Here is a 24,520-nt window from a genome sequence, read left to right as displayed (position 1 = left end):
TAGTAGTTCAGTTAACTCGTGCACCTTCTCAGCAATGACCTAGAACACGAAAAATTACCGTGGGTCATCACGATGTTTAAGGATTATGAGGGGCTTTTTCCCACTGGCGAAAGCGAGGCTCGGGCGGTGTGGTAGATCGACTTTGTCCGTCATCCATGAGTCCGGCTCACCTCCAACTATCTAATGCCCCGTTGGGCGTAGCGCGCGCCCTTGAAAGAGTTTCAGGAGAAATCCGGGCGTCCTTGCAATTCTAGGCCACAGGGATGGTGAACCACGAATCACTGGGTGCACCGCCGAACCGGCATTGTGTTCTGTGCTCTCAAACCATAAGAATGGACTATGACGGTCACCTTGAGGTCCCTTGAAATTGCTGTTCCGCCCACCATCCTGATCCAGGAGCAGGCCCGGGACGTCTTCGCCAACCAACCGGGGTTGACAAGGCTAGGTCAACGTTTGGTGCGAACATGTTTTGATTCGGCAGCCATTGACACCCGCCATACGGCGGTGGCTGAGATGAGCTTGGATTCCCACGGCCCTGATCCAATGTTTTACGACGGCGAGACTGGCCTGTTGCTCAACCCGGGCACCAAGGCTCGCAATGACCTCTTCGCGGAACAAGCTACGGCCCTGTTCATTGAGGCAGCACAGAAAACTGTTGCAGCCTGCCCTGAAATTTCCGCAGCAGAGATCACCCACGTCGTGACGGTCTCTTGCACGGGCTTCTTCAACCCCGGCCCGGACTACAAGATTGTGCGGGCCCTGGGGCTCAGCCCTGCAACGCAGCGTTATCACCTAGGCTTCATGGGTTGCTATGCAGCCTTCCCGGCATTGCGAGCCGCTAAGGCGTTTTGCGAGGCCGACCCCAACGCCGTGGTCCTGGTGGTTTCGGTGGAACTCTGTTCACTGCATGTGCGCACCTCCAATGACCCCGACACCATCATGGGCTCTTCACTATTTGCCGATGGCGCCGCCGGCGCACTTGTCACGGCTCGCGAGCTGGCGTCTTCTGAGCCTGTTATTGAACTTGATTTCTTTGAGACAGTGCTGACACCTGTGGGAGAAGACTCGATGGCGTGGAACATTGGTGACCACGGTTTTGAAATGGTGTTGGATACTTATGTACCCAAAATCATTGACGAGCATATTGTGGGTGCGCTGGAACCCTTACTCGCCCGTGCACCGGAGTTGGCCGATCTGCCTTACAGCAGCATCAGGCACTGGGCCATCCACCCAGGCGGGCGAAGCATCCTGGATAAGGTAGCAGCAAAACTGGAACTTACGCACGAACAACTGCTCCCTGCCCGGGAGACGCTGAGAAATTATGGGAACATGAGCAGTGCAACAGTCATGTTCGTCCTTAAATACATCCTGGAGCAGCCGGCCGAGCAAATGCGCGAAACCATTTGCGGCATGGCCTTTGGCCCGGGCCTGACAGTGGAGACGGGACTCTTTACCAAAGTTGATCCCCGCCTGGCAGTGCTACCTGAGTCGGTGCAGCCTGAGATGGTTCAGAACACTGCCGAACAGACGGTGTCCGCGCAATCGGCATCAGCTCAGGAGGAAGCAACCGGATTGGATGCGGAGTTTACCCCAGGCTCAACACCCGCTGCCCCTGCAGCGGTTCCGGCAAATCATGACTAGCATCCCTCCTGAGCCTGGGCAGTCTTACAGTCGGCAGATTCCTGGCCGACAGCACCGTTTTTTAGCCGCCAGGGACGAGCATGCACTTGAGGAAATGGACAAGCCTGATTGCGATCCTGGTGCACTGACCCGCACCTACGCTCAGTTTCCGCTGATTAATAGTGTTGTTTCTCGCTGGCACGGGGTTTACAAACAACACATCAGAGCGCTGCTTTCACCATGGCACCCCACAACTCTTTTGGACATTGGCTGCGGGGGCGGAGACATTGCCGGCGCCCTTGTCCGTTGGGCGGCACGCGACGGGCTGCAGCTGCACATCACGGCCATCGATCCCGACGCGCGGGCCATTGACTTCGCCCGGGCCAACGTTGCCAACCAGCCAGCAGATACGGAGCCGGTAGGTAACCAGAGCGTGAGTTTCCGGCGCGTTCACAGCAGCGAGTTGGTTGCTGATGGTGCGGTGTTTGATTTCGTTATTTCCAACCACATGATCCACCACCTCACCCGAGCCGAGTTGCAGGGCTTGCTGACTGATTCTGCCGTTTTGGCGAGGCAGGCGGTGATCCATAGCGACATTGTCCGCAGTCCACTGGCCTACGCAGCCTTCTCACTAGCCACGCTGCCGTTCTTCCCCGGGTCTTTCATCCGGCGTGACGGGCTGACCTCCATTAGGCGCAGTTACACCGGTTCCGAAATGCGCGCCGTCCTGCCGCCGGGATGGCGGGTCAAGACGGCTTTTCCGTACCGTATTTTAATGCTTTACTCTCCCGTTGCTGCGCATGTTTGATGTTGTGATTGTGGGGGCTGGCCCCATCGGGTTGTACCTGGGCGTGCTGCTGTTGCAGGAGGGGCATAGTGTGCGGATTCTGGAGCAGCGCAACGAACCCAGCCTGCATTCACGGGCCATAGGCATCCACCCGCCAGCACTTGCCGCCTTGGACCAGGCCCAGGTGGCGTCGGCAATGCTGGCCGAGGGCGTGCGCATCCCGGCAGGAATTGCCCGAAGCGGCGGGCACCAGGTGGCGCGGCTTTCTTTCGGAGAGGCGTCCCAGCGATGGCCGTTCGTACTCACGTTGAAACAGGCCCGCACCGAAGCTTTGTTGGAGGCACGGGTCAGGGAACTGGACCCGGCCGCCCTGGAGCGGGGATTTTGTGTGGATTCCCTGTACGACGCCGGAACTTTCCTCACGCTTACAGGTCACCAGGGCGAGGCGGAAGAGCTGAGATCACACCGGGCCAAACTTGTTATTGGCGCTGACGGCGCCTACTCGACTGTCAGGAGGCTACTGGGCATTTCCACTAGCGGCCGTGATTACCCGGACACGTATTTGATGGGAGATTTTCCCGACACTGGGACTGATGGCAGTGCCGCTGTGCTGCATTTAGAGCCTGCCGGAATCGTCGAGTCCTTTCCGCTTCCGGAGGGGCTGCGCCGCTGGGTTCTCCACACCGATTCCTTATTGAAAGATGCAACGGCGGCTGACTTGGCAGCCCTTGTCCAAAAGCGCACCGGGGTTAAGTTGGATCCGCAGGCAAACAGCATGCTCAGCGCTTTTGGTGTCCGCTTCCGGCTGGCTACTTCCATGGTGGCGGGCCGGGCCGCCCTGGTTGGTGACGCCGCCCATGAAATCAGCCCCATAGGTGGTCAGGGTATGAATCTGGGATGGCTGGATGCTGCCGCACTGGCGCCCATCATTACGGCTGCACTGCGTGGGCAAAATACTGGATTGTTACTGCAAAAATATGAGCGGACCCGGCTGGCCGCGGCCCGCAGTGCCGGACGGCAAGCGTGGCTTAACATGGCGCTGGGTCGGCCATTGCCGCCGTCGGCCCTGCATCTTCGACACGCCGGCCTTCAGCCGCTCCTGCGGCTACCGATGTTCCACAAGCTGGTGGTTCGCCGCTTCACCATGCACGGTTTCAGCCTGAACTGACGGCGCAACCGCAATAGCCGCGGGACGCCCCGTTGCCTTCACAACGGCAACCGCAACCGCCGTCGTGACCGGTATGGCCAGCACTAATCCGATGGAACCAACTAAAATCCGCACGATCTCCTCCGCTAACTCCACACCTGTCAGGGCGCCGAGCAACGGCTGATCGTAGAGCGAGACCATCAGCAGCACCGGCAACGCACTGCCGGCGTAGGCGAAGGCGATCGTGTAGACGGTTGAGGCAATGTGATCGCGGCCAATGCGCATGGCGGAGGTGAACAAATCCCTGGTGCTGGTGTGCGGGGCCAGTTCATACATCTCCCAGACGGCCGAAGACTGCGTGATGGTCACGTCATTGAGCACTCCCAGACCCGAAATGACCAGCCCACACAAGATCATTCCCGACAGGGACATGCCTTCAGTCATATTCAACAACTGGTACGCATTGTGTCCGGAAGTTCCCGTCAAGGCGGCAGCGTCCACTGCCCAGGCTGCCAGCCCGGCAGTCACACCCAAACCAAACAGGGTGCCCAATAACGCGGTGGACGTCCGGGCGGAAAAACCATGAGCAAAATACAGGACACCAAACATGATGGCGGAGGATCCCACCAGGGCTACCCAAAGAGGCGACTGTCCCTGGGCTAAAGCTGGCAAAACAAACCACGCCAGCACACCAAACGCGCCAACAAGCCCCACCATGGCCCGCAACCCGCGCCACCTGGCCACCGCAACAACCACAACCGCGTACAGCAGCGCCAACAGTCCCATGGGCACTGTGCGCACAAAGTCCATAAACACATAGGTTGGCCCCACATGATCGGCTCCGGTAATAGCTGCCAACCCGGAGAGGTTCAAATAGCTGATGGTGTCCCCAGCATCGACCCCACCTGCTTGGACAATGTCGGAGCCGACCAACACGGGAACCTCGCCAAGACCCTTCACAACGGTGTAGGCAATGAAGCAGCTACTGCCCGGATTCCCGCTTGAGCTCACCGCACAGTCTTCAGTCGCCGTGCGCTGCACCGTCCCGGAGTCAATACTGGCCCCCGGCGCGGCAGAATAAGGGCTGTTCACCGAAGGCGGCGCAGTGTCAGCGCCAGGGAACATCAGGACCATGGCAACGGCAGTCAAAAGCGCAAGGGGGCCTAAAATCCAGCTCAGTAACACCACGGCCCGGCGCCGCGCCGCCTTGCGGCGGCGCAGCTCCGGACGTGTCAGTCCCGTTTCATCAACTGGCCCGTGTGAATGGCCCATGGGCGCTCAGCAATCCTTCAATAGGTGCGGTGGAGGTGTCATTATCTCCAATGTCAACGGAGGTTGGGTGGCTGCTACTCCCCCAGGACCAGCGTTTCGCTTCCGCGCACCTTGGCAGCATTCACAGCAATCATCGGGTTGATCACGGCCGAGAGTGCCTCCATGGAATCGTCAAGCTCCACCAGTACGGGGTATTGGTGGGTGATCAAGGCCAGCAGGTCATAGACGGCCTGGACAGCCTCCTCGTGTTCCAGCGTTGGCTCAACACCAAGAAAAACCTCGGAGGCAGCAGCAGCCACCTCTTCAGAAGTAGCGATGCTGCCTTGCGAGTAGCTAAGCGCAAATGCCTGGATCTTACCCTTCTTGCTGGGCGCCACGTCGGTGCCAAAGGCGCTGGCCGGCTCCGCCCGCAGCACCAGAGCGCCATGGGCACCTGTGAGGTCATCCAAGAACATCCGCTGCACAACACCTGGACTAAGCGGTCCGGTGGGATCCCAACGGTTCACGGACTCGTAGTAACGGCCCACAATGTCGGTTAGTTCCACCGAACCCGTCGCCAGATCCTGCACGCGGGCAGTGGCTTCTTCCTCGGTACCCTCACCAAACATAGGCAGCTTCAACGCCCCTGGGCCAACCTCCACCACACGGTTTCGCTGCAGAACAGCCAACCCCATCGCCTCGGCAAACCCCGCGCCGGTTGTGCCGGGGGCAACTTTGGTGCGCAACGCCGCTGTACCGACCAATCCGCCAGCACGCGCGCCGTCAACTTCACGGCGCAACATGGTTAGCAAAGTTCCACCCACGCCAGCACGGCGGTGGTCCTTGGCAACTTCCACGAACGCCCACAAGCGGGCCGGGTGAAGCTTGGTTGAATAAACAACGCCCGCCGCAACAGGGATACCCTGGTCCTCGGCAACTATGGTGCGTCGCCATGGGTTTTTATCCTGCTCCGGTGCCAGCGCGGCACGGAACGCCCCGGCTGGGGCGGATTCGGCGTCACCCCACAGCTGCCGAAGCGTTAGATCGTCGCCATCCTGCCAGGGCCGGTATGTCAGTTCAGCCACGCCTAGGCACCCAAAAGTCGTGTTGCCAGGTACGCCTGCACCTGATCCAGGGGTACGCGCTCCTGGCTCATGGTGTCGCGTTCGCGGATGGTTACGGCGTTGTCCTCGAGAGTTTCAAAATCCACTGTAATACAGAACGGCGTTCCAATTTCATCCTGACGGCGATAGCGGCGGCCAATTGCCCCGGCATCATCGAACTCGATGTTCCAATGCTTGCGCAAAGTATTGGCGAGTTCCTTGGCCTTCGGGGACAAGTCCTCGTTGCGGCTCAGCGGCAGGACCGCAGCCTTGACGGGAGCCAGTCGCGGATCCAGCTTCAGGACCGTGCGCTTGTCCACGCCACCCTTGGCGTTGGGTGCCTCATCTTCGGTAAAAGCATCCATCAAAAAAGCCATCATGGAACGGGTCAGACCGAAAGAGGGCTCAATGACGTACGGTGTGAAGCGCTCACCGGTGGCCTGGTTGAAGTAACTCAAATCAGTTCCGGAACCCTTGGTATGTGAATTCAGATCGTAGTCTGTACGGTTGGCAACACCCATGAGCTCGCCCCACTCCGAGCCCTTGAAGCCAAACTTGTATTCAAAGTCGATCGTTGCTGCGGAGTAGTGGGCGCGTTCACCGTCGGGGACGTCAAAGCGGCGCATGTTGTCAGGGTCAATACCCAGGTCGACGAACCAGCTCCAGCACAGTTCAACCCACTCGTTGAACCACTGCTCAGCGTCCTCGCCGGGCACAAAGAATTCAATTTCCATCTGCTCAAACTCACGTGTGCGGAAAATGAAGTTTCCGGGCGTGATCTCATTGCGGAAAGCCTTCCCGATCTGGCCAATACCAAACGGGGGCTTCTTGCGAGAGGTGGTCAGGACGTTGTTGAAGTTCACAAAGATGCCCTGAGCAGTCTCGGGGCGCATGTATGTCATGCCGGCGGCGTTGTCGACCGGGCCCAAGAAGGTCTTCATGAGCCCTGAGAACAGTTGCGGTTCGGTCCACTGTCCCTTGGTGCCACAATCGGGGCACACGATGTCATCCATGCCGTTTTCCGGTTCGCGGTTCTTCTTCGCCGTGAACGCCTCAATGAGGTGGTCTTGGCGGTGGCGTTTGTGGCACTGGGTACACTCAACCAGCGGGTCGGTGAACGTGGCAACGTGGCCCGAAGCTTCCCAAACAGCCTTGGGCAAGATGATGGAAGAATCCAAACCCACCATGTCCTCGCGACCGCGGACAAATGCCTGCCACCATTCGCGCTTGATGTTTTCTTTCAGCTCAACACCCAGGGGGCCATAATCCCAGGCGGAGCGTGAGCCGCCGTAAATCTCACCGGCTTGAAAAACAAAGCCGCGACGTTTCGCGAGGGAAATGACCTGATCTAGCTTGGATTGGGGCGCCACTATCTACTCCTAAAAATTACGAGGCCGCTGGGTGCGGTCCGTCCGGGAACAACCCTACAGTCGGGTGCTTGCTTGGGCAGAATTCGTGCTGTTCGGCAGTGGCTGATCTGCCCCACAAAAAACTCTCTCTAGGCGATCAAAATACAGCTCGGGCTGCCAAAATCCAGTGTCTGTACAGGCTCTGTGCCAGGTAGTCCGTTCTTGTCCAGATCAAAGACTGCCACCGTGTTGGAGAGCTGGTTCGCTACATACAATTTACTCGCCCGGCCGTCCTTGGCTGGGCTTAGTCCGAAATGGCGTGGCCAGTTGCCAGCACTTGATACTTCACTCAGCACGCCAAGTGCTCTGGGGACCTCACCACCAGCACCCGCACTTTCCAGTGTGCTGACATCCAAAACAAGCACAGTGTTGGGCCCCCGCACCGCTGCATAGAGCTTGCTGCCGTCGTCGGAAAGCTGAATGTGTGAGGGATAAAACTCAGCGGCGCTTTCTAAATCTTGTGGATTTTTCGCCAGCGCTGTTTTGAAGAGCCAGCGCCAGAAGTATTCGTCCGCGTCACCATCCCCACTCGGTGTTTTCCGTAACACGTGCAGGTAGCCGTCCAGCTCGCCCGAGACAAGCATAAAGTCCCCCTTCAACGCCACATGCCGCGGACCGGTTCCTGGCGGGAATTGGGCGGATCGCAGAAGGGCAAAGTCGCCAGGGGCTAGGGCGTATTCATCGACCCTGTCCGCGCCAAGATCAGAAACCAGAGCCGTTCCCCAAGGGGTCGGCGTCACTTGGTGGGCATGAGATTGGCTTTGCCGCCCCGCAACTGGCCCACTTCCAGGGTGCTCCAGGAGAAGTGGGGCGCTGCTGCTGTGGGCACTGTTATTTTGGATAACGCCGGCCAACGGGAGTACGGAGGCGGTTCCGGAGGAGTAGTTGGCGCTCCAGATAAAATCACCAATCAACGCCGCATGGCAGGAATCCGCTCCCCCTGTTGGAGCCGTGCCCACAACCTTGAGGGTCAGCGGATCAAGCACCACAACGCTGCCAACGGCTTTCTCTTGAACTGCCACCAAGTAGTCCCCCGCGAAGATGACGAATGAAGGATTCACCAGAGCTGGATTTTCGCTTCGCTTCTCTCCCACCGAACCGTCGCTCATCAGCTTAAAGCAGCCCAGACCCGGACCAGCACCATCCTCGGTGTAACCGCTAACAAAAATAGCTAACTCGGTAGGAGTAGGAACAGACATGGTGGGCTCAGCGTCGGAAAGCATGAAAGGTCTCCTCAAGGATTATTGCGGCCCAGTAATTTGGCCCTAAAACAACGCTAGCCTTCTCAGCTCCTAAAAGCATGGGGTGTCCATTGATCGATTGCGGGGTAGACATCGCCGAACGGCTCCACATCCACGGTCTGCTCACCAGCGAGGGCACTCTCTATCCGCTGTTGGCCCGGTTACGACGCAACGGGCAGGTACAAAGCAGTTGGCGCGAGTCCAACCAGGGAGCAGCTCGGCGATACTACACACTGACCCCGGAGGGTAAAGACGCTTTGCATGCTTTTACTGGTGTCTGGAATGTTTTCAATAAATCCGTCAATCAGATAATCAACCCGGCACGGGAGGACTCAGATGAAGCACTTAATGGATGAGCCAACAATCCAGAACTACCTCAGCGCCTTAGAGAGCAGGCTGGTAAATCTGCCGCCCGAGCAGGCAAAAGAGATCCTCTTGGGCATTCGAGAACACATTATTCACGCGCTCTCCCGAAACGGCAGTTCAGTGTCAGAGGTTCTGTCCCAGCTGGGGAACCCTGATGATGTGTTGTCAGAAATGGCAGGTCCGGAAGCTCCGGACATCACCACAGAGCCGCATAGGTCCTCAAGACTGTGGATTTTACAACGGCCGGACTTCTCAGTTTTGGCGGTTTCATCTTCGGTATCGGATGGTTCGCAGGAGTGGCAGGACTCTGGATGGGCACACGCTGGAAGCTCTGGGAAAAAGTTATTGGCACGGCTCTGCTGCCGGGCGGCGTCTTTGGCGGATGGGTTCTTCCACGTCTGATCCTCTGGCCCATGGCACCCTCCACAAACGGCGGTTCCGAGCCTGTCATCCCGGGACTTCCTCCGGGGGCAACCGCTATTCTCTTGTGCGTTCCAGTGCTCGTCTGCGTATACCTCGTGGTCACCGGATTCCGGCGTCCCTCCGCACACCTGTCAGCAACGTCGGCATCCATACGGCACAATTAACCTATGAGTTCACACGAGATCATTGAGATTCCCATCCGCGACAACATGATCCGCCTGGGCCAGCTGCTCAAACTAGCTAGTCTGGTGGGGGACGGCGTTGAAGCAACAGAGTTCATCAAGAACGGCCAAGTGAAAGTTAACGGTGACGTCGAAGAACGCCGCGGCCGCCAGCTCCACCCCGGCGACACAGTGAGCATCAACAATGAAACGGTCCGCATCACCAGCGAATAGGCCCGCGCAGGCAGGCTACTGCCACGTTCGGCTATGACTATAACGTGGCAGTGCTTGCATCGAGAACCTTGTACTGCAAAAATTCGCCAACGTGGGCAATTTCTTGGGCGTTGATGCCGTGCAGAATACCCGTGTATAGGACTTTTGTCAGCTTTACGTGTTGGTGCATCCATGTGTTGGTTGCTTCGATGGCGAACTCCGGAATCACCGGATCGGCCTGGTCCCGGCCCCAGAAGATCTCCGGTTTCAGGGCAGCCACTGCGGAGTCGTTAAAGTACGGGTCGGCCTCGGCATCCACTACAAAACCTGACAGACCCACCACCGCGGCATAGTTGGCGGGCTGGTGGCGCAGTAGCGAGGTGGCCATACACATGCCCTGTGAAAATCCGAGCAGGCTTACAGAGGTGTGGTTGTTCCGGATTCCCTCAAGCCAGTTTTCAACCCCGGCCGCTGCCTCTGTTACGGCCGCCACCGAATAGCTCAAATCATTGCGCAGCGGGAACCAGGCGTAACCTACTCCCGCTTGTAACGGTGCGCGTACGGACGCCACAGTAAAGTCTGCTGGCAGTTGAGCTGCCAGTGAGAAAAGGTCTGCCTCATCTGCGCCATAGCCGTGAAAAATCACCAGCAGCGGCGTTCCGGGGCGTTCATTCTCAGGACGTGACCAAAGGACTGTAAGGGATTCGCTCATAGCCACATCTTTCCATGCAACGGGCACGGTCCAAAAAACCAAGTATAAATTAGGCCGGAATTTTGGACTGGCGAAAGTGCTCGTTTACGGTGCAGGATTGATAGGTGAATGATTCAGCGCAGCAACATCCCTGGTCCCGCTACGTCGCCATGGGCGACTCCTTCACTGAAGGGATCGGCGATCCCGAACCGACCAGCCCCGGCGGCTACCGAGGTTGGGCTGATCGAGTGGCGGAAGAACTCAGCAGTGGCTGCCAGGACTTCGGGTACGCAAATCTTGCCATCCGAGGCCGCCTCTTGGGCCAGATTCTTGGGGAACAATTGCAACCGGCCCTTGCGCTTAAACCCGATCTGATCAGCATCTCGGCCGGTGGCAACGATCTGATCCGACCGGGCTCCGATCCCGACGCCTTGGCGCAACAACTTGATGTTGCAGTGGAGGAGATGACCGCAACCGGGGCTACAGTTCTGCTGCTTAACGGGCCCGATATTCGGGATACACCTGTTCTGAGCATGGTCCGCGGCCGAATTGCCATCTACAACGAGAACCTTCGCACAATCGCCTCGCGCCATAATGCCATCGTGGCGGACATGTGGTCACTGCGTCAGCTAAGTGACTCACAAATGTGGGCAGGTGACAGGTTACATTTCTCCCCGCTGGGCCACCACACCATAGCCCTGATGGTCTTGGCCGCACTGAACGTCCAGCACTCGCTGGAGCCTCTTGAGCCAACACCGTTGCCGCAGCAAAAATGGCAGGTCGCACGAGCGGAGGACTTCGTGTGGGCCAAAGAATTTCTGTTCCCTTGGGTGTTACGACGCCTGCGGCATCAGTCTTCCGGTGATGGAATCAGCGCGAAACGCCCCACCCCGGGACCAGTTTTAAAGAACAACCATAGGACCTTGTCAGGACAGCCAACTTTTCCTTCACTACCCGACTAAGATGGGCACAGGTGCAGTATTTTTCGCACCCCACAAGGAAGAGGTGTGTTGTGCCAGTCATGCTCGGGTCACTAGCAGTTGGCAGTGTCGCTGCATCTTCTTCATCGTCTTTTAGTATTCAGCCCTTTTTTGTACTCGTCATCGTTGCGGGGGTGTTGATCAGCACCTTTGCCAAAGCAGCAGCTCGCAAGAAGCGCGCCAATCAGGGAAATCCCAATCAGCCCCATCCAACACAGCGTGTTGGAGTTGCCCACCAGGCAAACAACGTCCCCTACGTGGGAACCCTGCTCAATGGTGTGCCGATGCGCAATTATGACAACACCCATGGGCACCAGACAACTGGTTTCGCCAACGAGCGCATGCAGGCAGAGGTTGAGCTCAAACGCCAGCTTGATGCCCTGGACGCCGCTCGTCGCAGTGGGCAGGTTACGGCAGAACAGTACGGCGTACATCGCGAAGCGATCTTCAGGAACTTCTAAGGTTGCTCCCTGGCTGGCGTCCTAGTCTTTGAAAAATGACTTGCGCAAGATTTTCCCCACGGCGCTCACTTCGGTGAGGAACCCGTCATGACCGATCCCTGAATCGATCATCTGAACGCTAACCTCCCCTGGCAGCGCCTCCGCCAGGGATTCGGATTGGGCCGGGAAGTACAGCCGATCGCTGCTGACAGCAGCCACCAGAAATTCCACTCCATCGGCGACTGCCAGCGCCTGCGCAAGTGTGCCACGACCCCGGGTTACATCGTGGCTCATGAGCGCCTCAGTAATAGAGATGTAACTATTGGCATCGAACCTGCCCGCCAACTTATGCGCTTGGTGGTCCAGATAGCTTTCGATCTGGTACCTGCCCACAGCGAGCGCTCCGAGCCGCTCGTGGCTGATGGTGCCGCCGTCGTCCTGGGCCTTTCTGCCAAAGCGCGAATCCATCTCAGTTTCACTGCGGTAGGTAATGTGCGCGATCCGGCGGGCAAGCCCCAGTCCCATGGTGGGAGCCGCGCCGTCGTAATAGTCCCCGCCGGCGAAGTTCGGGTCCTGGCGGACAGCCAGAATTTGAGTCTGGGCAAATGCGATTTGCTCAGCAGTGCTGGCAGCGCACGAGGCAACCACGGCACAGCGCTGCACCCGCTCGGGGTAAGTGAGCGCCCACTCCAAAGCTCGGGCGCCCCCCATGGAACCGCCAATGACAGCATGCCAGGAAGTGACACCGAGTTTATCCGCCAAACTGGCTTCCGCACGGACGGAGTCCCGAATGGTGATGAATGGGAAGCGGGAACCATAGGGCTTCCCGTCCCCGGCAATGCTGGAGGGTCCCGTGGTTCCGTAGCAGCCCCCCACCATATTCGCGCAGAGAACAAAGTATTTGTCCGTATCAATGACGGCACCGGGTCCAACCAGGCCTTCCCACCAGCCGTCCTCCTCGGAGTCACCCCGGCTTACGTGGGTGCTTCCCGTGAGTGCGTGCTGGATGAGTACCGCGTTATCACCCGCTTCGTTGAGTGTTCCCCAGCTTTCAAAGGCCACTGTTACCGACGGTAATGCCCCCCCTGCTTCAAGTGCCAGAGCGCCTATGTGAACCGAACGCAGTACACCTCCGCCCTGGCCAACGGCAGCTGAGAAGGAACTCCCGGCGCGCCCCGCTGAACTGGTTTCCGCATCTGTTGGAGCTGCGTTCGCCAGCCCTGCCCCTCTCATCACGTGACTCACATGGCTCACTCAGCTCACGGAAGACTTAGCAGCGCGAAACCCTGCCTCAAGGTCGGCAATGATGTCAGCAACATTTTCCAGCCCCACAGACAGTCGCACCAGGCCCGGGCGCACTCCGGCGGCAAGTTGCTGCTCGGGTGAAAGCTGCGCGTGGGTGGTGGACGCCGGGTGGATAACCAGGGAGCGGACATCGCCAAGGTTGGCAACGTGGGAGTGAAGTTCCAAGCCGTCAACGAAGCGCTGGCCGGCTTCCGCTCCACCCACGATGTCAAAGGAGATGATGGCACCGATGCCGTTGGGGGCGTACTTGCGTCCGCGCTCAAACCACGGGCTCGATGGGATGCCGGCATAGGCAACAGCCTCAACATTTGCATTACTTTCAAGCCACTGCGCAACACTCACGGCGTTGCTGACATGGCGCTCAACGCGCAGGCTCAGTGTCTCAATGCCTTGGGCGATGAGGAAAGCATTGAACGGGGAGATAGCGGAACCGAGATCGCGAAGCAGTTGCACTCGCGCCTTGAGGATGAAAGCCAGGTTTGCCCCAAGTGCACACCCCACGCCGAGGTCCCGGGCGTAGACCAGCCCGTTATAGCTCTCATCCGGGGTGTTGAATCCCGGGAACCTCTCAGGATTGGCGGCAAAGTCAAAGGTGCCGCCATCAACAATGACGCCGCCAATCGCAGTACCATGACCGCCCAAGTACTTGGTAGCTGAGTGGATGACAATATCGGCACCCCATTCCAGCGGTCGGAGCAGGTATGGAGTAGCCAAGGTGTTGTCCACAATCAGCGGCACGCCTGCTTCGTGGGCAATGGTGCTGATGTTTTCCAAATCAAGCACGTCTTGGCGGGGGTTGGAGACAGTTTCACCAAAGAATGCTTTGGTGTTCGGACGCACAGCGGAACGCCATTCATCCAGGTTGTCTGGATCGGAGACGAAGGTTACCTCGATCCCGAGTCGCTTCAGCGTGTGGGCCAGTAGGTTGAAAGTGCCGCCGTAGACGCTGGGGCTGGAAACAATGTGATCCCCGGCGTCGGCCACGTTGAGGATGGCAAGGGTGGTTGCCGCCTGGCCAGAAGACAGCAGCAGCGCCGCAACTCCGCCCTCAAGACTGGCAATCCGCTGCTCCACGGCATCGGTGGTGGGGTTGCCAATACGAGTGTAAATTGGCTCCAGCTCAGTCAGAGCAAACCGTGCGGCGGCACTTTCCGCTGACGGGAAGACAAACGAGGTGGTCTGGTAGATGGGCAATGCCCGTGCACCAGTTGTGACATCCGGCTGCTGACCTACGTGGATCTGACGAGTTTCAAATGACCAACCGTTACTCATGGATGGGTTCCTTCATACTAGGGGCCGTCCGTGAAACCCTCCGGCGCATACGGCTCGGAAGGGCCTTGGAATCTATGGCCCGCGCTTGCACCGTAAACCGGTCGGTTCGGTGCCAGGTCTTCACCCGGGGCACCCCACCGCGGATGGAGGGTTGCCGGTCAGCAAGCCGGGGCTATCAGCTGACACTCATGACCTACATCCAGTGTGAAAGAATCCCCGCATCATCGCAAGATTATGACCGGTTTGTGACTTTTTGCGAAGATTTGCTTGATTTTTGGGCGATAAGAGGAAGTTCACTGAACTAGTGAGAGATTTTTCGGGCAACAACCGCCCGAATCGTTTAAGCAGCTCCTGTGGGTGTTTGCCCAAAACACCCGCACGAGCTGCTTAACGGATTGGGGATTGCTCGTTTCCTAGTGTTCCTGCTAGTGTTCCTGCTCCTGCCCCTGTTCCTTCTCCTGCTCCTGCTCCTGCCCCTGCTACTTTCCCAAACCTGCGCGCCGGAGCGCTTCGGCCATAGCCGTGTTTGCGCTGCTCGGAGCTGCCCCCGGAGCCAAGTTGGGCTTGGGCTTATGTCCTCGAGGCTGAGCAGTAGCGCCAGCCTCGGATGTGCCGGCTGGATTTCTGGCTCCTGGGTTTCTGGCCCCTGGGTTTCTGACCCCAGGGTTTCTGGCTCCTGATCTGGCTCCAGGCCTGCCATCAGGTCTGGTGTCAGACTTGGCGGCTGTGTCATCCAGGCGCAGCGTCAAGGAAATACGCTTACGCTCGGGCTCCACTTCAAGGACCTTCACGCGAACCACTTGGCCGGATTTAACCACTGTGTGCGGGTCAGACACAAAGGAATTACTCATGGCTGAGACATGTACAAGTCCGTCTTGGTGCACACCAATGTCAACGAAGGCACCAAATGCGGCAACATTGGACACTGTTCCCTCAAGGATCATGCCGGGGAGCAAATCGGTGATTTTTTCAATGCCATCTGTAAACGTTGCCGTTTCGAAGCGGGGCCGGGGGTCACGGCCGGGCTTTTGCAGCTCCGCAACAATGTCCTGCACAGTGGGCAGCCCAAAGCTGCCGTCAACGAAGTCGGCCGGGTTCACCGTTGCGGCACCAACAACCCCGCCTGTCACATCCTTTGCCGAAGCCCCCACCGCACCAAGAATTTTCCGTGCCACACCATACGCTTCAGGGTGCACGCTAGAGGCGTCAAGTGGCTCCGCTCCCCCGGTAATACGCAAGAATCCGGCACACTGCTCAAAGGCCTTCGGTCCGAGCCTGGCCACTTTGAGCAGGTCCCGCCGCTTGGCGAAAGGGCCATGTTCGTTCCTGTAAGCCACAATGTTCTCACTCAGAAGCGGCCCCACCCCCGCCACTCTGGCCAAGAGTGCAGGTGAAGCCATATTCAAGTCCACACCCACAGCGTTCACACAGTCCTCAACAACTGCGCCCAAGGAGCGTTCAAGTTTGGCAGGGGTGAGATCGTGCTGATACTGACCCACCCCGATGGACTTCGGATCGATCTTAACCAACTCTGCCAAGGGATCCTGCAGGCGACGGGCAATGGAAACAGCTCCGCGTAGGGTGACATCCATACCCGGCAGCTCAGCACTAGCCAGCGCGGACGCCGAGTAAACCGAGGCACCCGCTTCTGAGACCACAAGTTTAGTCACCTGACGCTCCGGAGCCAGACGCTTGAGTTCGGCCACAAGCTCGCCAGCCAGTTTGTCGGTTTCCCTGCTCGCCGTGCCATTGCCGATGGCCACCAGCTCTATCCTGTGCCGCTGCGCCAGCGAAACCAGAGTCGCTAGCGCCTCGTTCCAACGTTTAGCAGGGGCATGGGGGTAGATGGTTTCAGTAGCCACCACTTTCCCGGTGCCATCAACAACAGCAACTTTGGTACCTGTTCGCAGGCCCGGATCCAGGCCCAATGTGGCCCGGTTTCCAGCCGGTGCGGCCAAAAGAACGTCACGGAGGTTCGCGGCAAAGACTCGAACGGACTCTTCCTCTGCGCTTTGAAACAGTCGTACTCGCAGATCCACTGACAGCCGGGTCAGGATCCGGGTGCGCCAGGCAAGGCGGGCACTTGTCATCAGCCAGGTGTCGGCCGGTCTGCCGTCATCATTGATACCCAGGGAGCGAGCCACAGCCTGTTCGTATCGAGACCGGGCTTGGGCATGAGCTTCAGCATCCTTTGTGTCCGTCTCCGCCAGATCCAGCGACAGCACGCCTTCCTTCTCACCGCGCAACAGGGCCAGCACCCTGTGCCCCGGAAGTGTGTGTGGGGGCTGGGCAAAGTCGAAATAGTCCTTGAACTTTTCCCCATCCACAGATTTCCCGCTCTTCGCGGTGGAACGCAGCCGACCCGTTTTCCAGAGCCTTTCGCGCAGCTCCCCCACAAGCGCCGCATCCTGTCCGGCTCGTTCAATCAAGATGGCGCGAGCTCCAGCCAGTGCGTCATCAGCAGTGGCCACCCCTCGCCCAGTATCAACGAAGGAATCCGCCTCCGCAGAAGGGAATCTTGACGGGTCCTTGAGCAGTACATCCAGCAATGGCTCCAACCCGGCTTCACGGGCCGTGTCAGCCTTGGTCTTTCGGGTGGACTTGTACGGCAGGTACAGATCCTCAAGATCAGATTTGGTGGTGGCCGCCTCAATTGAGCGCCTCAGTGACGGCGTCAGCTTGCCCAGCCCGTGGATTGTTTCCAGTACCGCAGCGCGACGAGCTTCCAGCTCTCGCAAGTACCTCAGGCGCTCTTCCAAATCCCGGAGCTGGGCATCATCGAGTGTCCCCGTGGCTTCTTTTCTGTACCGGGCAATGAAGGGGACGCTGGCGCCGTCGTCCATCAGTGCAATCGCGGCGCGAACTTGAGCGGCACGCACACCCAACTCCGCGGCAATAACGGTGGCAATGCGGTCCTCACGGGCAGCGGGAGTGGGCAGGGACAGCGGAGCAATACTTGTTTCAGTCACCTCTCAATTCTGCCTCACGAGCGGCGCCCCGGAGTCCAAATGAGATCAGATGTCCTACCTCGATAAGGCAACGGTAAGTCGAGAGCTTCATCACAAAGTGCCAAGATGAAGCTATGCGAATGGACCATGTTTCTTACGCCAGTGAATCCGATGGATTGGTTGCCACCACGGAGCGAATCGCAACCGCCCTGGGGGTCGATGCTGTCAAGGGGGGAATCCACCCACGCTTCGGCACCCGCAATATGATTATCCCCCTCACCGACCACCATTATCTGGAAATTGTTGAGTGCTTAAACCACCCGGCATCGGATAAGGCGCCGTTCGGTCAAGCTGTCAAAGCGCGCTCGGCAGCGGGCGGCGGCTGGATGGGTTGGTGCGTAGCTGTTGACGACCTCATCCCGTTCGAAGAACGTCTAGGCCGCAGCGCCGTCCCGGGCAACCGCAAGTTCCCTGACGGTCAGGAACTGATTTGGCAACAGATCGGCATCAAGGGCCTGATCGCCGATCCGCAGGTCCCGTACATGCTCAAATGGGAGGGCGATCCCACCTTGCACCCATCACAGGCGCGTCCCTCCAGCGTCAGGCTTTCCTCGCTGACAATCGCTGGCAGCGCTGAACGTGTCACCGAATGGCTAGGCGAGCCCGTGGAAGCGCCTCTGGATGACGTCGCCGTGGAGTGGATAGCCCCGCGTGGCACCCCCGGAATCATGTCCGTCACCTTTGAAACGGCAAACGGTCCCGTTACTATCTAGCACTTTCGTGCGGCGGCACCTTCCCCATGCTGGGCGGGTGCCGCTTTTATGCCCTCACGTTGGATTGCTGCGCACCGTTGTCCACGAATATTGCGCCACCGGCACGGTGGCGCAGTATTGGCACGCCACCGTGCGCTCTTGTCATGTTAGCCGCCGAAGCCCAACGCCGGGCCCAGCGTGAACGCGGCTATATCCACGAGTGCGTGAGCCGCCACAAGCGGAGCAAGCCTGCCATATTTTTTATACACCCAGCCAAAGAGCAGCCCCATGGCGAAGTTGCCTACGAACGGCCCAAAACCTTGGTAGAGGTGGTAACTTCCGCGCAGCAAGGCGCTGAGTAGGATGGCCGCCCAGGGTCCCAGCCCAATTTTTTCCAGGCGGCCCAGCAAATAACCATTGAGGATAACTTCCTCCAGTACGCCGGCACGAATGGCTGAAAGCACCAGCACCGGAACTGTCCACCAGTACTGGTTCAGGGCGCTGGGAATGATCTCGGTGGTGATCCCCATGGCCCGTCCGGCAGCATAAAGCCCCAGCGAAGGAACGCCAATAACAACAAGCAGTCCCAGCGCACCCAAGCCATCGCGAAAAGGGTGCCGGATATCCAGGCCTATCCGCGCGAACGCAGATTTCCCGGGTTCAGCGAGCAGATAAAGCACCAGCATGACAGGGACCAACGCAAAGAAGATGTCCAGAATCTGGTACGTAAAATCAAAAAATTCGCGGTTGTTGCGCACAACATTCAGGGTTGAAGTGCCCTGCGATATGGGCGCCCGGCTCATCTTATCCAGAAGTGATACCACCGAGTACACGGCCGACTGTCCCAGTGAGAGTCCCAGAACCAGCAGCACTTCACTAATCAGACGGCGGCGCGACTTCACTCCCCACCCCTGATGCTCGACGCCGGATCCGTCGGCTTTCGCCTGCGGCCCCGTCCCAGCCGCCGCAGCTGGCAACCCGGCACTTGGGGAAGGCTGGGCTGGGGCAGGGCTACCGGCGTCGTTCGCGGCAGAAGTAGGCACCGATTCAGTCATAGGGTAATCATGCCCGCACTGAAGCGAAATGGCATAGGCGAACTCGCGGCGAGACTTTCGCCGCAAGTCCGCGGAGGCGGAACAGCGGTTGGCGACAAGCAGGGGTTAGGCTCAGTGGCATGAGCTCCCCACGCCAGATCATCATGATCCGCCACGGACAGTCAGCGGCCAATGTTGACCAGAGCATTTACAACAGAATTCCCGACTATCGGATCCCGCTGACCGAGCTGGGTGTGGCCCAAGCCAAAGAAGCCGGCCGGAAAGTCAGGCAGCAGCTGGCCGGGGAAAAAGTCCGTGTCTATGTTTCGCCCTACTTACGCGCCTACCAAACCCTTGAGGCCATGGATTTGGGCGATCTCGTGGAGTCGATCATGGAAGAGCCTCGGTTGCGGGAGCAGGATTGGGCGAACTTCCAGAACCCGACGGAGATCGCGGACCAAAAGGAGCTCCGCAACTCCTACGGACACTTTTTCTACCGGTTTCGCGAGGGCGAATCGGGGTCCGATGTTTATGACCGGGTTACCTCCTTCATGGAAACCCTGTTTAGGCACTGGAATAGAAATGAATCCGCCCCCAACGTTCTGCTTGTTACGCATGGGCTGACAATGCGACTGTTCTGCATGCGCTGGTTCCACTGGACGGTGGAGTATTTTGAGTCGCTGAACAACCCAGGCAATGCGGAAACTCGCACCTTGGTTCGTGATGGCCAGCAGTATCTTCTTGATGCCAATTTTGAGCAATGGACACAGGCTGAGCCAACAACAACCGTGGTGGATCTCCCGGAGCATAGTTGGGGATCGGCTACAGAACCGCAACTGTAGGCTCTCCGGGCGTCAGTCGTGTGGGCTCCGGCTTCATTACGCCACACTTAGCTGGCCTAATTATGTTTTTTACTCTGCAAAGGGTAGCCTTGCCTGAGTACAGGGGCAGACCCCCGTTGAAACGTCAACAAAAATGCGGAGTATCTGGGTGCTTGCTACATTGGTTATCGGCCTGCGAGAAGGTCTCGAAGCTGCGCTGATCGTGGGTATGATTGCCGCGTTCCTGCGCCGCAACGGCATTGCGTTGAAAGCCATGTGGCTGGGTGTTGGCGCGGCAGTTCTACTCAGCGCACTCATCGGCGTCACGCTTGAGATCGTCTCGGCGGCACTCCCCCAGCAGCAGCAAGAAGCCATGGAAACCGTTATCGGCGCCGTAGCGGTGCTCATCGTGACGTTCATGATTCTATGGATGAGCAAAAATTCGCGCTCCATGAAATCCTCTTTGGAGGCCCATGCCGGGTCCGCACTTAAAGGCGGATCCGTGTTTGCGCTGGCTAGCATGGCATTCCTGGCGGTGCTGCGCGAAGGCATTGAAACAGCCGTATTTATGGTTGCCGCCTTCCAGTCCTCTCTGAATCCGCTGGCGGCTGGAACCGGAGCAGTGCTGGGCCTGGTCATCGCCACCGGCGCTGGCTTGTTGCTCTTCCGTGGCGCCGTCAAACTGAACCTGGCCAAGTTTTTCAAGGCCACAGGCGTGTTCCTGGTGTTTGTTGCTGCAGGTCTGGTGATGAAGTCCCTGCGCACAGCCCACGAGGCTGGCTGGCTCAACGTTGGCCAGGGCAGCACCATCAATCTGAACTGGCTGGCCCCCAACGGCAGCGCGCGTGGAGCCCTCCTCACGGGCGTTTTCGGGATACCCAACGACCCTCGATTCGTTGAAATCCTCGGCTGGGCCCTGTATTTGATCCCCATGCTTGCCTTCATCTTGTGGCCGCGCACCTGGCGCCCCTCCGCCGCCATGCTGCCACGTGTACAGTTCATAACCGCCGGAGCACTTGGCGTATCAGCCCTGGCTTTAATTTTGGCTGCACCCTTGGCCGTACCGCCAGCTCCCTTAGCGGAAAGCTCGACGCCGACCATCACCACCTCCGGCGCCGTGGGCGTATCGCTGCGGGTCACCACCGCTGAACACGGATTGGGTGCGCAGGCAGCCGGTGCACAGGCAGCCGGAGCCAATATGCGCGCCGCAACCGCGGGTGAATTCGCAAAAACACTCGTTGCAACCGGCCCCGATGGCACAGTAAACAGCTACGCATTAGAATCCCATGGCACCGAATCACATGCGGGCCGCACAGCATCCATCTACTCCGCCGCAGCGAACCAGAGTGCCCGCCCGGAACCGCCCACCATCACAGTCGCAGCACTGACCGAGCTCAACGGCGGCCGGATGCCCGTAGGCATCAGCGCCTCCAGCAATCCTGGTCCGTTTGAGGCCGCGTGGAAACACCAAGGCAATGTCAAGGTATGGCTTGTCAACGGCTCAATCATTGATGCCGTCAGCACACAAGGATCCTCATTGACACTTAGCGGTGGAGGGTTAGCCTCACCACGGACCATCGCGGTGGCCGATCACGATGGCTGGCAGGTGCCTGAAGAACACGTCACGGCAGCCGTCACCAAACTAAGCAGCTTTGAGGCCTCCACCGCCGAAAACGTGCTGTGGTCCCGCTACCTGCCCGTGGTGTTTATCATTTCTGCACTGGTGCTGTTCGCCGCCGGGCGCCGGAATCAACGCCAACTTCTAGTGAGCGCACCCTCGCCCTAGACACTGGCTCCCACCGCACACCAGCTACACCATCTACCCCTTCCGCACTCCTTGCTCCTCTTGCTCCTTTTGCCAAATCTGCAAAATTGCCCCACCTAAGGACTCTCATGACTTTTATTCCAAGCACCTACCTGCGCTCCACAGCTCCGGCATTGTTAGCCGGGGCTGCCGTCCTGGCGCTCACGCTGGCGGGTTGCGGCAGTGCCGAGCCAGCAGAAAAGACATCGGGAACCTCCGGTGGCGCGTCCGCGCCGGTCAGTAATGGCGCGGCGCAGATAGCGGTCAGCGTGGAAAGGATCGAGGGCGGGGATCAGTGCGTGCCCAACTATTCATCTGCTCCGGCGGGTCCTGTGACCTTCACCATCACCAATAAGGACGCCTCCGGTGTCAGCGAGGTTGAGCTGCTCAGCGACAAGCGCATCCTGGGTGAACGTGAAAATGTTATTCCCGGCCTGAAGTCCGTCAGTTTCACTCTCACCCTGGCAGGGGGTGAATACCAGCTGTACTGCCCAGGAGCAGCCACAGAGACTAAGCCGTTTAGCGTCACAGGTGCCGCCGCATCCTCATCCGCCAGCGGTGTCAGCGAGCTGCTCAAGGAAGGTACCGATGGTTATGCCAAGTACGTTTCAGGCCAGGTTGATTCTCTGGTTCTTGCTGCAGCTGCCTTGCAGGCGGCCGTGGACTCCGGTGATGTCAGTGCCAGTCAGAAGGCTTATGCCCAGGCGCGCCCATTCTTTGAGCGCATTGAACCGGTGGCTGAAAGCTTCCCCGATCTGGACCCAGCACTTGACCTTCGCGTGGCCGACGTCGAACCCGGCACCGAATGGACAGGTTTCCACCCGCTGGAAAAAGATCTGTTCGAGACTCAGGCGATCAGCGATTCTTCCAAGGCACTGGCGGCTGGTCTGGTAAAAAATGTTGCCACACTCAAGACTTTGACGGCTGCGCTGGAAGCCGATGGCTCCTACAAACCCGAGGAATTGGCGAACGGTGCCAGCGGTCTGCTGGAAGAAATTCAGTCCTCGAAGATCACCGGTGAAGAGGAAGCTTATTCCAAGTTGGACTTGGTGGATTTTGCTGCCAACATCGAGGGTTCTCAGCAGGCTTTCGAATACCTGAAACCGGCGTTGAAGGAGATCGATGCCGAGCTGACAGGCACCATTACTGCCCAGTTTGAGATAGTCGATGCCGCGTTGGAGGCGTACAAGGATCCCTCCTCGTTGGGTGGCTGGAAGGCGTACACGGAGGAATTAAAAAAGTCCGACGCCGCTCAACTCACCGCTTTGATCCAGTCATTGCAGGCACCGTTGGCAAAGATTTCCGAAAAGGTGGCCACCGTTTAAATGACTGATTCGATTCCTCCTGCCGAGCGCGTATCCCGCCGCACGTTCTTCAGCGGGTCGGTGGCGTTGGCCGGTGCCGGCGGTCTGGCACTGGGAGTCGGTGGCGGGGCTGCTCTGACCGGTGCCACGGCGTCCGGATCAACATCGGAAACCGATCACATGGTGACGGGGTCCTCGCTCACGTATCCGTTTTATGGCGAACACCAGAGTGGGATTGCCACTCCTCCACAGGACCACTTGGTGTACACAGCCTTCGATATCACGGCCACGACCGCGATCGAGCTTCAACTGGTACTTGCCAAATGGTCCGCCGCTATGGCCGAAATGACAGCGGGTGCCCCGGTTGGAAAAGTGGAGCCCGCGCGTGAGCACGCCATCCCTGGGGACACCGGTGAAGCTAGTGATATGGGCCCGCATGGTCTAACGCTGACACTTGGTTTTGGGCCGTCCCTGTTTGATCAAAGGTTTGGGTTGGAAAAGTTCAAACCCATCGATTTTGCGCAACTGCCAGCCATGGCAGGTGAGTCTCTTGAGCCGTCCATGACAGGAGGGGACCTCTGCATCCAAGCCTGCTCAAACGATCCACAGGTGGCCTACCATGCGGTTCGGAATTTGGCCCGTATGGCCCGGACAGCGGTAAAGACAAAGTGGACTGTACTGGGATTTGGTCGGGCGTCCGCCGGAGCTAACCAAACCACGCCCCGGAATTTAATGGGGTTCAAGGACGGTACCCGCAATATCACCGACGCCGAGGATCTTGGCGCACATGTTTGGGTGGGCTCGGAGGCGGGCCAGTCATGGATGGCAGGCGGAAGCTACCTGGTGGCACGCAAAATTCACATGCTCATTGAAACCTGGGACGAGGACCCAATTGGGGATCAGCAAAGCATCTTTGGGCGCAGCAAAAAGGAAGGCGCCCCGTTGTCTGGAACCAAGGAACACGATATCCCTGACTTCCATGCGCCCTCTCCTGGCAGCCAGGGGGAGAAACCCGCCATTGCAACGGATTCTCACATTGCTCTGGTGGCCCCCGAAAACAACAACGGCACCAAGGTGCTGCGTCGAGGCTACAACTTCACGGATGGTCTGGACTCCGTGGGACGCTTGGATGCGGGTTTGATGTTCCTGAGTTTTCAGAAGAGCCCGGAGCATTTTGTGCAGCTGCAACAAAAGTTGGGTCGCTCAGACAGACTCAACGAGTACATCAGGCATGTTGGCTCCGCAGTGTTTGCCGTACCTGCCGGGCTCCCCGCGCCAGGAAGCTACTACGGCAAGGAATTCTTCGATTAAAACCGCCAGCTCTTCCTGTTGAGGTTGGAGATGATGACACCGCGGAGGACGATGGCGCGTCATCATCTCCAACCTCAACAGGGCGGGGGCGTCATCATCTCCAACCTCAACAGGGCGGGGGCGTCATTGGAGGGGGC

At 58.7% G+C, this 24,520-nt stretch carries 22 protein-coding genes and 1 riboswitch; of the genes, 13 read left to right on the top strand and 9 right to left on the bottom strand.

The genetic code is table 11. The annotated features are described in order from the left end of the window. Nucleotides 1–339 precede the first annotated feature (339 nt). Genes AAFM46_RS05120 through AAFM46_RS05110 form a run of 3 tightly spaced genes read left to right on the top strand, consistent with a single transcriptional unit; the run spans nucleotide 340 to nucleotide 3,575 of the window. Entirely contained in the window at nucleotides 340–1,641 is a 1,302-nt protein-coding gene (locus AAFM46_RS05120) for a type III polyketide synthase (RefSeq protein WP_283531180.1), read from the top strand. Beyond that, nucleotides 1,634–2,428, top strand: coding sequence for a class I SAM-dependent methyltransferase (locus AAFM46_RS05115; RefSeq protein ID WP_283531181.1), 795 nt, complete (start codon nucleotides 1,634–1,636; stop codon nucleotides 2,426–2,428). The genes AAFM46_RS05120 and AAFM46_RS05115 overlap by 8 nt, the downstream gene beginning before the upstream one ends. Next, nucleotides 2,421–3,575 (top strand): NAD(P)/FAD-dependent oxidoreductase, encoded by a 1,155-nt coding sequence (locus AAFM46_RS05110; protein ID WP_283531182.1) that lies wholly within the window; start codon nucleotides 2,421–2,423, stop codon nucleotides 3,573–3,575. Before AAFM46_RS05115 ends, AAFM46_RS05110 begins: the two co-directional genes overlap by 8 nt. Here the strand turns inward: AAFM46_RS05110 and AAFM46_RS05105 are convergent. The 4 genes from AAFM46_RS05105 to AAFM46_RS05090 form a co-directional block, all read right to left on the bottom strand. Further along, entirely contained in the window at nucleotides 3,513–4,826 is a 1,314-nt protein-coding gene (locus AAFM46_RS05105; RefSeq protein WP_343319929.1) for a YibE/F family protein, read from the bottom strand. The genes AAFM46_RS05110 and AAFM46_RS05105 overlap by 63 nt on opposite strands. Nucleotides 4,827–4,900: 74 nt before the next feature. Continuing rightward, complete coding sequence (locus AAFM46_RS05100) at nucleotides 4,901–5,890, bottom strand: GNAT family N-acetyltransferase (protein ID WP_343319927.1); 990 nt, start codon at nucleotides 5,888–5,890, stop codon at nucleotides 4,901–4,903. A 2-nt stretch (nucleotides 5,891–5,892) separates the two neighbouring features. Next, the gene (locus tag AAFM46_RS05095) at nucleotides 5,893–7,278 is read right to left on the bottom strand and encodes a glycine--tRNA ligase (RefSeq protein ID WP_283531185.1); all 1,386 of its coding nucleotides are present in this window, start codon (nucleotides 7,276–7,278) and stop codon (nucleotides 5,893–5,895) included. Nucleotides 7,279–7,406: 128 nt separating this feature from the next. Beyond that, entirely contained in the window at nucleotides 7,407–8,540 is a 1,134-nt protein-coding gene (locus AAFM46_RS05090) for a beta-propeller fold lactonase family protein (RefSeq protein ID WP_343319925.1), read from the bottom strand. A gap of 77 nt (nucleotides 8,541–8,617) precedes the next feature. Between AAFM46_RS05090 and AAFM46_RS05085 the strand changes: the two genes are divergently transcribed. From AAFM46_RS05085 to AAFM46_RS05075, 3 genes are all read left to right on the top strand, one after another. Beyond that, complete coding sequence (locus tag AAFM46_RS05085; protein WP_343319923.1) at nucleotides 8,618–8,914, top strand: PadR family transcriptional regulator; 297 nt, start codon at nucleotides 8,618–8,620, stop codon at nucleotides 8,912–8,914. A 237-nt stretch (nucleotides 8,915–9,151) separates the two neighbouring features. Further along, nucleotides 9,152–9,511: a hypothetical protein gene (locus AAFM46_RS05080; RefSeq protein ID WP_343319921.1), complete on the top strand. Its 360-nt coding sequence runs from the start codon at nucleotides 9,152–9,154 to the stop codon at nucleotides 9,509–9,511. A gap of 3 nt (nucleotides 9,512–9,514) precedes the next feature. Then, the gene (locus tag AAFM46_RS05075) at nucleotides 9,515–9,742 is read left to right on the top strand and encodes an RNA-binding S4 domain-containing protein (RefSeq protein ID WP_343319919.1); all 228 of its coding nucleotides are present in this window, start codon (nucleotides 9,515–9,517) and stop codon (nucleotides 9,740–9,742) included. A gap of 37 nt (nucleotides 9,743–9,779) precedes the next feature. Here the strand turns inward: AAFM46_RS05075 and AAFM46_RS05070 are convergent, their stop codons facing one another. Then, entirely contained in the window at nucleotides 9,780–10,433 is a 654-nt protein-coding gene (locus AAFM46_RS05070) for a phospholipase (RefSeq protein ID WP_283530160.1), read from the bottom strand. Nucleotides 10,434–10,582: 149 nt separating this feature from the next. On the opposite strand from AAFM46_RS05070, the gene AAFM46_RS05065 reads away from it, so the two are divergent. Next, nucleotides 10,583–11,374: an SGNH/GDSL hydrolase family protein gene (locus tag AAFM46_RS05065; protein ID WP_343320360.1), complete on the top strand. Its 792-nt coding sequence runs from the start codon at nucleotides 10,583–10,585 to the stop codon at nucleotides 11,372–11,374. A gap of 50 nt (nucleotides 11,375–11,424) precedes the next feature. Beyond that, the gene (locus AAFM46_RS05060) at nucleotides 11,425–11,853 is read left to right on the top strand and encodes a hypothetical protein (protein WP_343319917.1); all 429 of its coding nucleotides are present in this window, start codon (nucleotides 11,425–11,427) and stop codon (nucleotides 11,851–11,853) included. A 21-nt stretch (nucleotides 11,854–11,874) separates the two neighbouring features. Here the strand turns inward: AAFM46_RS05060 and AAFM46_RS05055 are convergent, their stop codons facing one another. The 3 genes from AAFM46_RS05055 to AAFM46_RS05045 form a co-directional block, all read right to left on the bottom strand. After that, complete coding sequence (locus AAFM46_RS05055) at nucleotides 11,875–13,077, bottom strand: homoserine O-acetyltransferase (RefSeq protein ID WP_343319916.1); 1,203 nt, start codon at nucleotides 13,075–13,077, stop codon at nucleotides 11,875–11,877. A gap of 9 nt (nucleotides 13,078–13,086) precedes the next feature. Beyond that, nucleotides 13,087–14,409 (bottom strand): bifunctional o-acetylhomoserine/o-acetylserine sulfhydrylase, encoded by a 1,323-nt coding sequence (locus tag AAFM46_RS05050; RefSeq protein ID WP_283530166.1) that lies wholly within the window; start codon nucleotides 14,407–14,409, stop codon nucleotides 13,087–13,089. 76 nt (nucleotides 14,410–14,485) lie between these two features. After that, nucleotides 14,486–14,603, bottom strand: a riboswitch (SAM riboswitch). A gap of 285 nt (nucleotides 14,604–14,888) precedes the next feature. Next, a complete protein-coding gene (locus tag AAFM46_RS05045; protein WP_283530852.1) occupies nucleotides 14,889–17,354 on the bottom strand; it encodes a Tex family protein in 2,466 nt (821 codons plus the stop codon). Nucleotides 17,355–17,491: 137 nt separating this feature from the next. On the opposite strand from AAFM46_RS05045, the gene AAFM46_RS05040 reads away from it, so the two are divergent. After that, nucleotides 17,492–18,130, top strand: a complete 639-nt coding sequence (locus AAFM46_RS05040; RefSeq protein ID WP_283530168.1) for a VOC family protein — start codon at nucleotides 17,492–17,494, stop codon at nucleotides 18,128–18,130. 146 nt (nucleotides 18,131–18,276) lie between these two features. Here the strand turns inward: AAFM46_RS05040 and AAFM46_RS05035 are convergent, their stop codons facing one another. After that, nucleotides 18,277–19,164, bottom strand: coding sequence for a type II CAAX endopeptidase family protein (locus tag AAFM46_RS05035; RefSeq protein ID WP_343319915.1), 888 nt, complete (start codon nucleotides 19,162–19,164; stop codon nucleotides 18,277–18,279). Between the two features lie 119 nt (nucleotides 19,165–19,283). Here AAFM46_RS05035 and AAFM46_RS05030 point away from each other — a divergent pair, with 119 nt between their 5' ends. The 4 genes from AAFM46_RS05030 (at nucleotide 19,284) to efeB (ending at nucleotide 24,383) form a co-directional block, all read left to right on the top strand. Next, nucleotides 19,284–19,985: a histidine phosphatase family protein gene (locus AAFM46_RS05030; protein WP_283530172.1), complete on the top strand. Its 702-nt coding sequence runs from the start codon at nucleotides 19,284–19,286 to the stop codon at nucleotides 19,983–19,985. Between the two features lie 148 nt (nucleotides 19,986–20,133). Next, nucleotides 20,134–21,750, top strand: coding sequence for an iron uptake transporter permease EfeU (gene efeU / locus AAFM46_RS05025; RefSeq protein WP_343319914.1), 1,617 nt, complete (start codon nucleotides 20,134–20,136; stop codon nucleotides 21,748–21,750). A 107-nt stretch (nucleotides 21,751–21,857) separates the two neighbouring features. Next, the gene (gene efeO / locus AAFM46_RS05020; RefSeq protein ID WP_343319913.1) at nucleotides 21,858–23,093 is read left to right on the top strand and encodes an iron uptake system protein EfeO; all 1,236 of its coding nucleotides are present in this window, start codon (nucleotides 21,858–21,860) and stop codon (nucleotides 23,091–23,093) included. After that, a complete protein-coding gene (gene efeB, locus AAFM46_RS05015; RefSeq protein ID WP_343319912.1) occupies nucleotides 23,094–24,383 on the top strand; it encodes an iron uptake transporter deferrochelatase/peroxidase subunit in 1,290 nt (429 codons plus the stop codon). Nucleotides 24,384–24,520: the final 137 nt, after the last annotated feature.

It is taken from the genome of Arthrobacter sp. TMP15, assembly GCF_039529835.1.
Lineage (GTDB): Bacteria > Actinomycetota > Actinomycetes > Actinomycetales > Micrococcaceae > Specibacter.
This window is presented reverse-complemented; position numbering and strand designations above follow the sequence as displayed.

Excerpts from the sequence above, each read along its gene's own strand:
- AAFM46_RS05065 (WP_343320360.1), top strand. The coding sequence starts at position 10,583 with ATGGGCGACTCCTTCACTGAAGGGATCGGCGATCCCGAACCGACCAGC.
- AAFM46_RS05085 (WP_343319923.1), top strand. The coding sequence starts at position 8,618 with ATGGGGTGTCCATTGATCGATTGCGGGGTAGACATCGCCGAACGGCTC.
- AAFM46_RS05035 (WP_343319915.1), bottom strand. The coding sequence starts at position 19,164 with ATGACTGAATCGGTGCCTACTTCTGCCGCGAACGACGCCGGTAGCCCT.
- AAFM46_RS05075 (WP_343319919.1), top strand. The coding sequence starts at position 9,515 with ATGAGTTCACACGAGATCATTGAGATTCCCATCCGCGACAACATGATC.
- AAFM46_RS05070 (WP_283530160.1), bottom strand. The coding sequence starts at position 10,433 with ATGAGCGAATCCCTTACAGTCCTTTGGTCACGTCCTGAGAATGAACGC.
- efeO (WP_343319913.1), top strand. The coding sequence starts at position 21,858 with ATGACTTTTATTCCAAGCACCTACCTGCGCTCCACAGCTCCGGCATTG.
- AAFM46_RS05040 (WP_283530168.1), top strand. The coding sequence starts at position 17,492 with ATGCGAATGGACCATGTTTCTTACGCCAGTGAATCCGATGGATTGGTT.
- AAFM46_RS05090 (WP_343319925.1), bottom strand. The coding sequence starts at position 8,540 with ATGCTTTCCGACGCTGAGCCCACCATGTCTGTTCCTACTCCTACCGAG.
- AAFM46_RS05110 (WP_283531182.1), top strand. The coding sequence starts at position 2,421 with ATGTTTGATGTTGTGATTGTGGGGGCTGGCCCCATCGGGTTGTACCTG.
- AAFM46_RS05105 (WP_343319929.1), bottom strand. The coding sequence starts at position 4,826 with ATGGGCCATTCACACGGGCCAGTTGATGAAACGGGACTGACACGTCCG.
- AAFM46_RS05120 (WP_283531180.1), top strand. The coding sequence starts at position 340 with ATGACGGTCACCTTGAGGTCCCTTGAAATTGCTGTTCCGCCCACCATC.
- AAFM46_RS05115 (WP_283531181.1), top strand. The coding sequence starts at position 1,634 with ATGACTAGCATCCCTCCTGAGCCTGGGCAGTCTTACAGTCGGCAGATT.
- efeB (WP_343319912.1), top strand. The coding sequence starts at position 23,094 with ATGACTGATTCGATTCCTCCTGCCGAGCGCGTATCCCGCCGCACGTTC.
- AAFM46_RS05030 (WP_283530172.1), top strand. The coding sequence starts at position 19,284 with ATGAGCTCCCCACGCCAGATCATCATGATCCGCCACGGACAGTCAGCG.
- AAFM46_RS05050 (WP_283530166.1), bottom strand. The coding sequence starts at position 14,409 with ATGAGTAACGGTTGGTCATTTGAAACTCGTCAGATCCACGTAGGTCAG.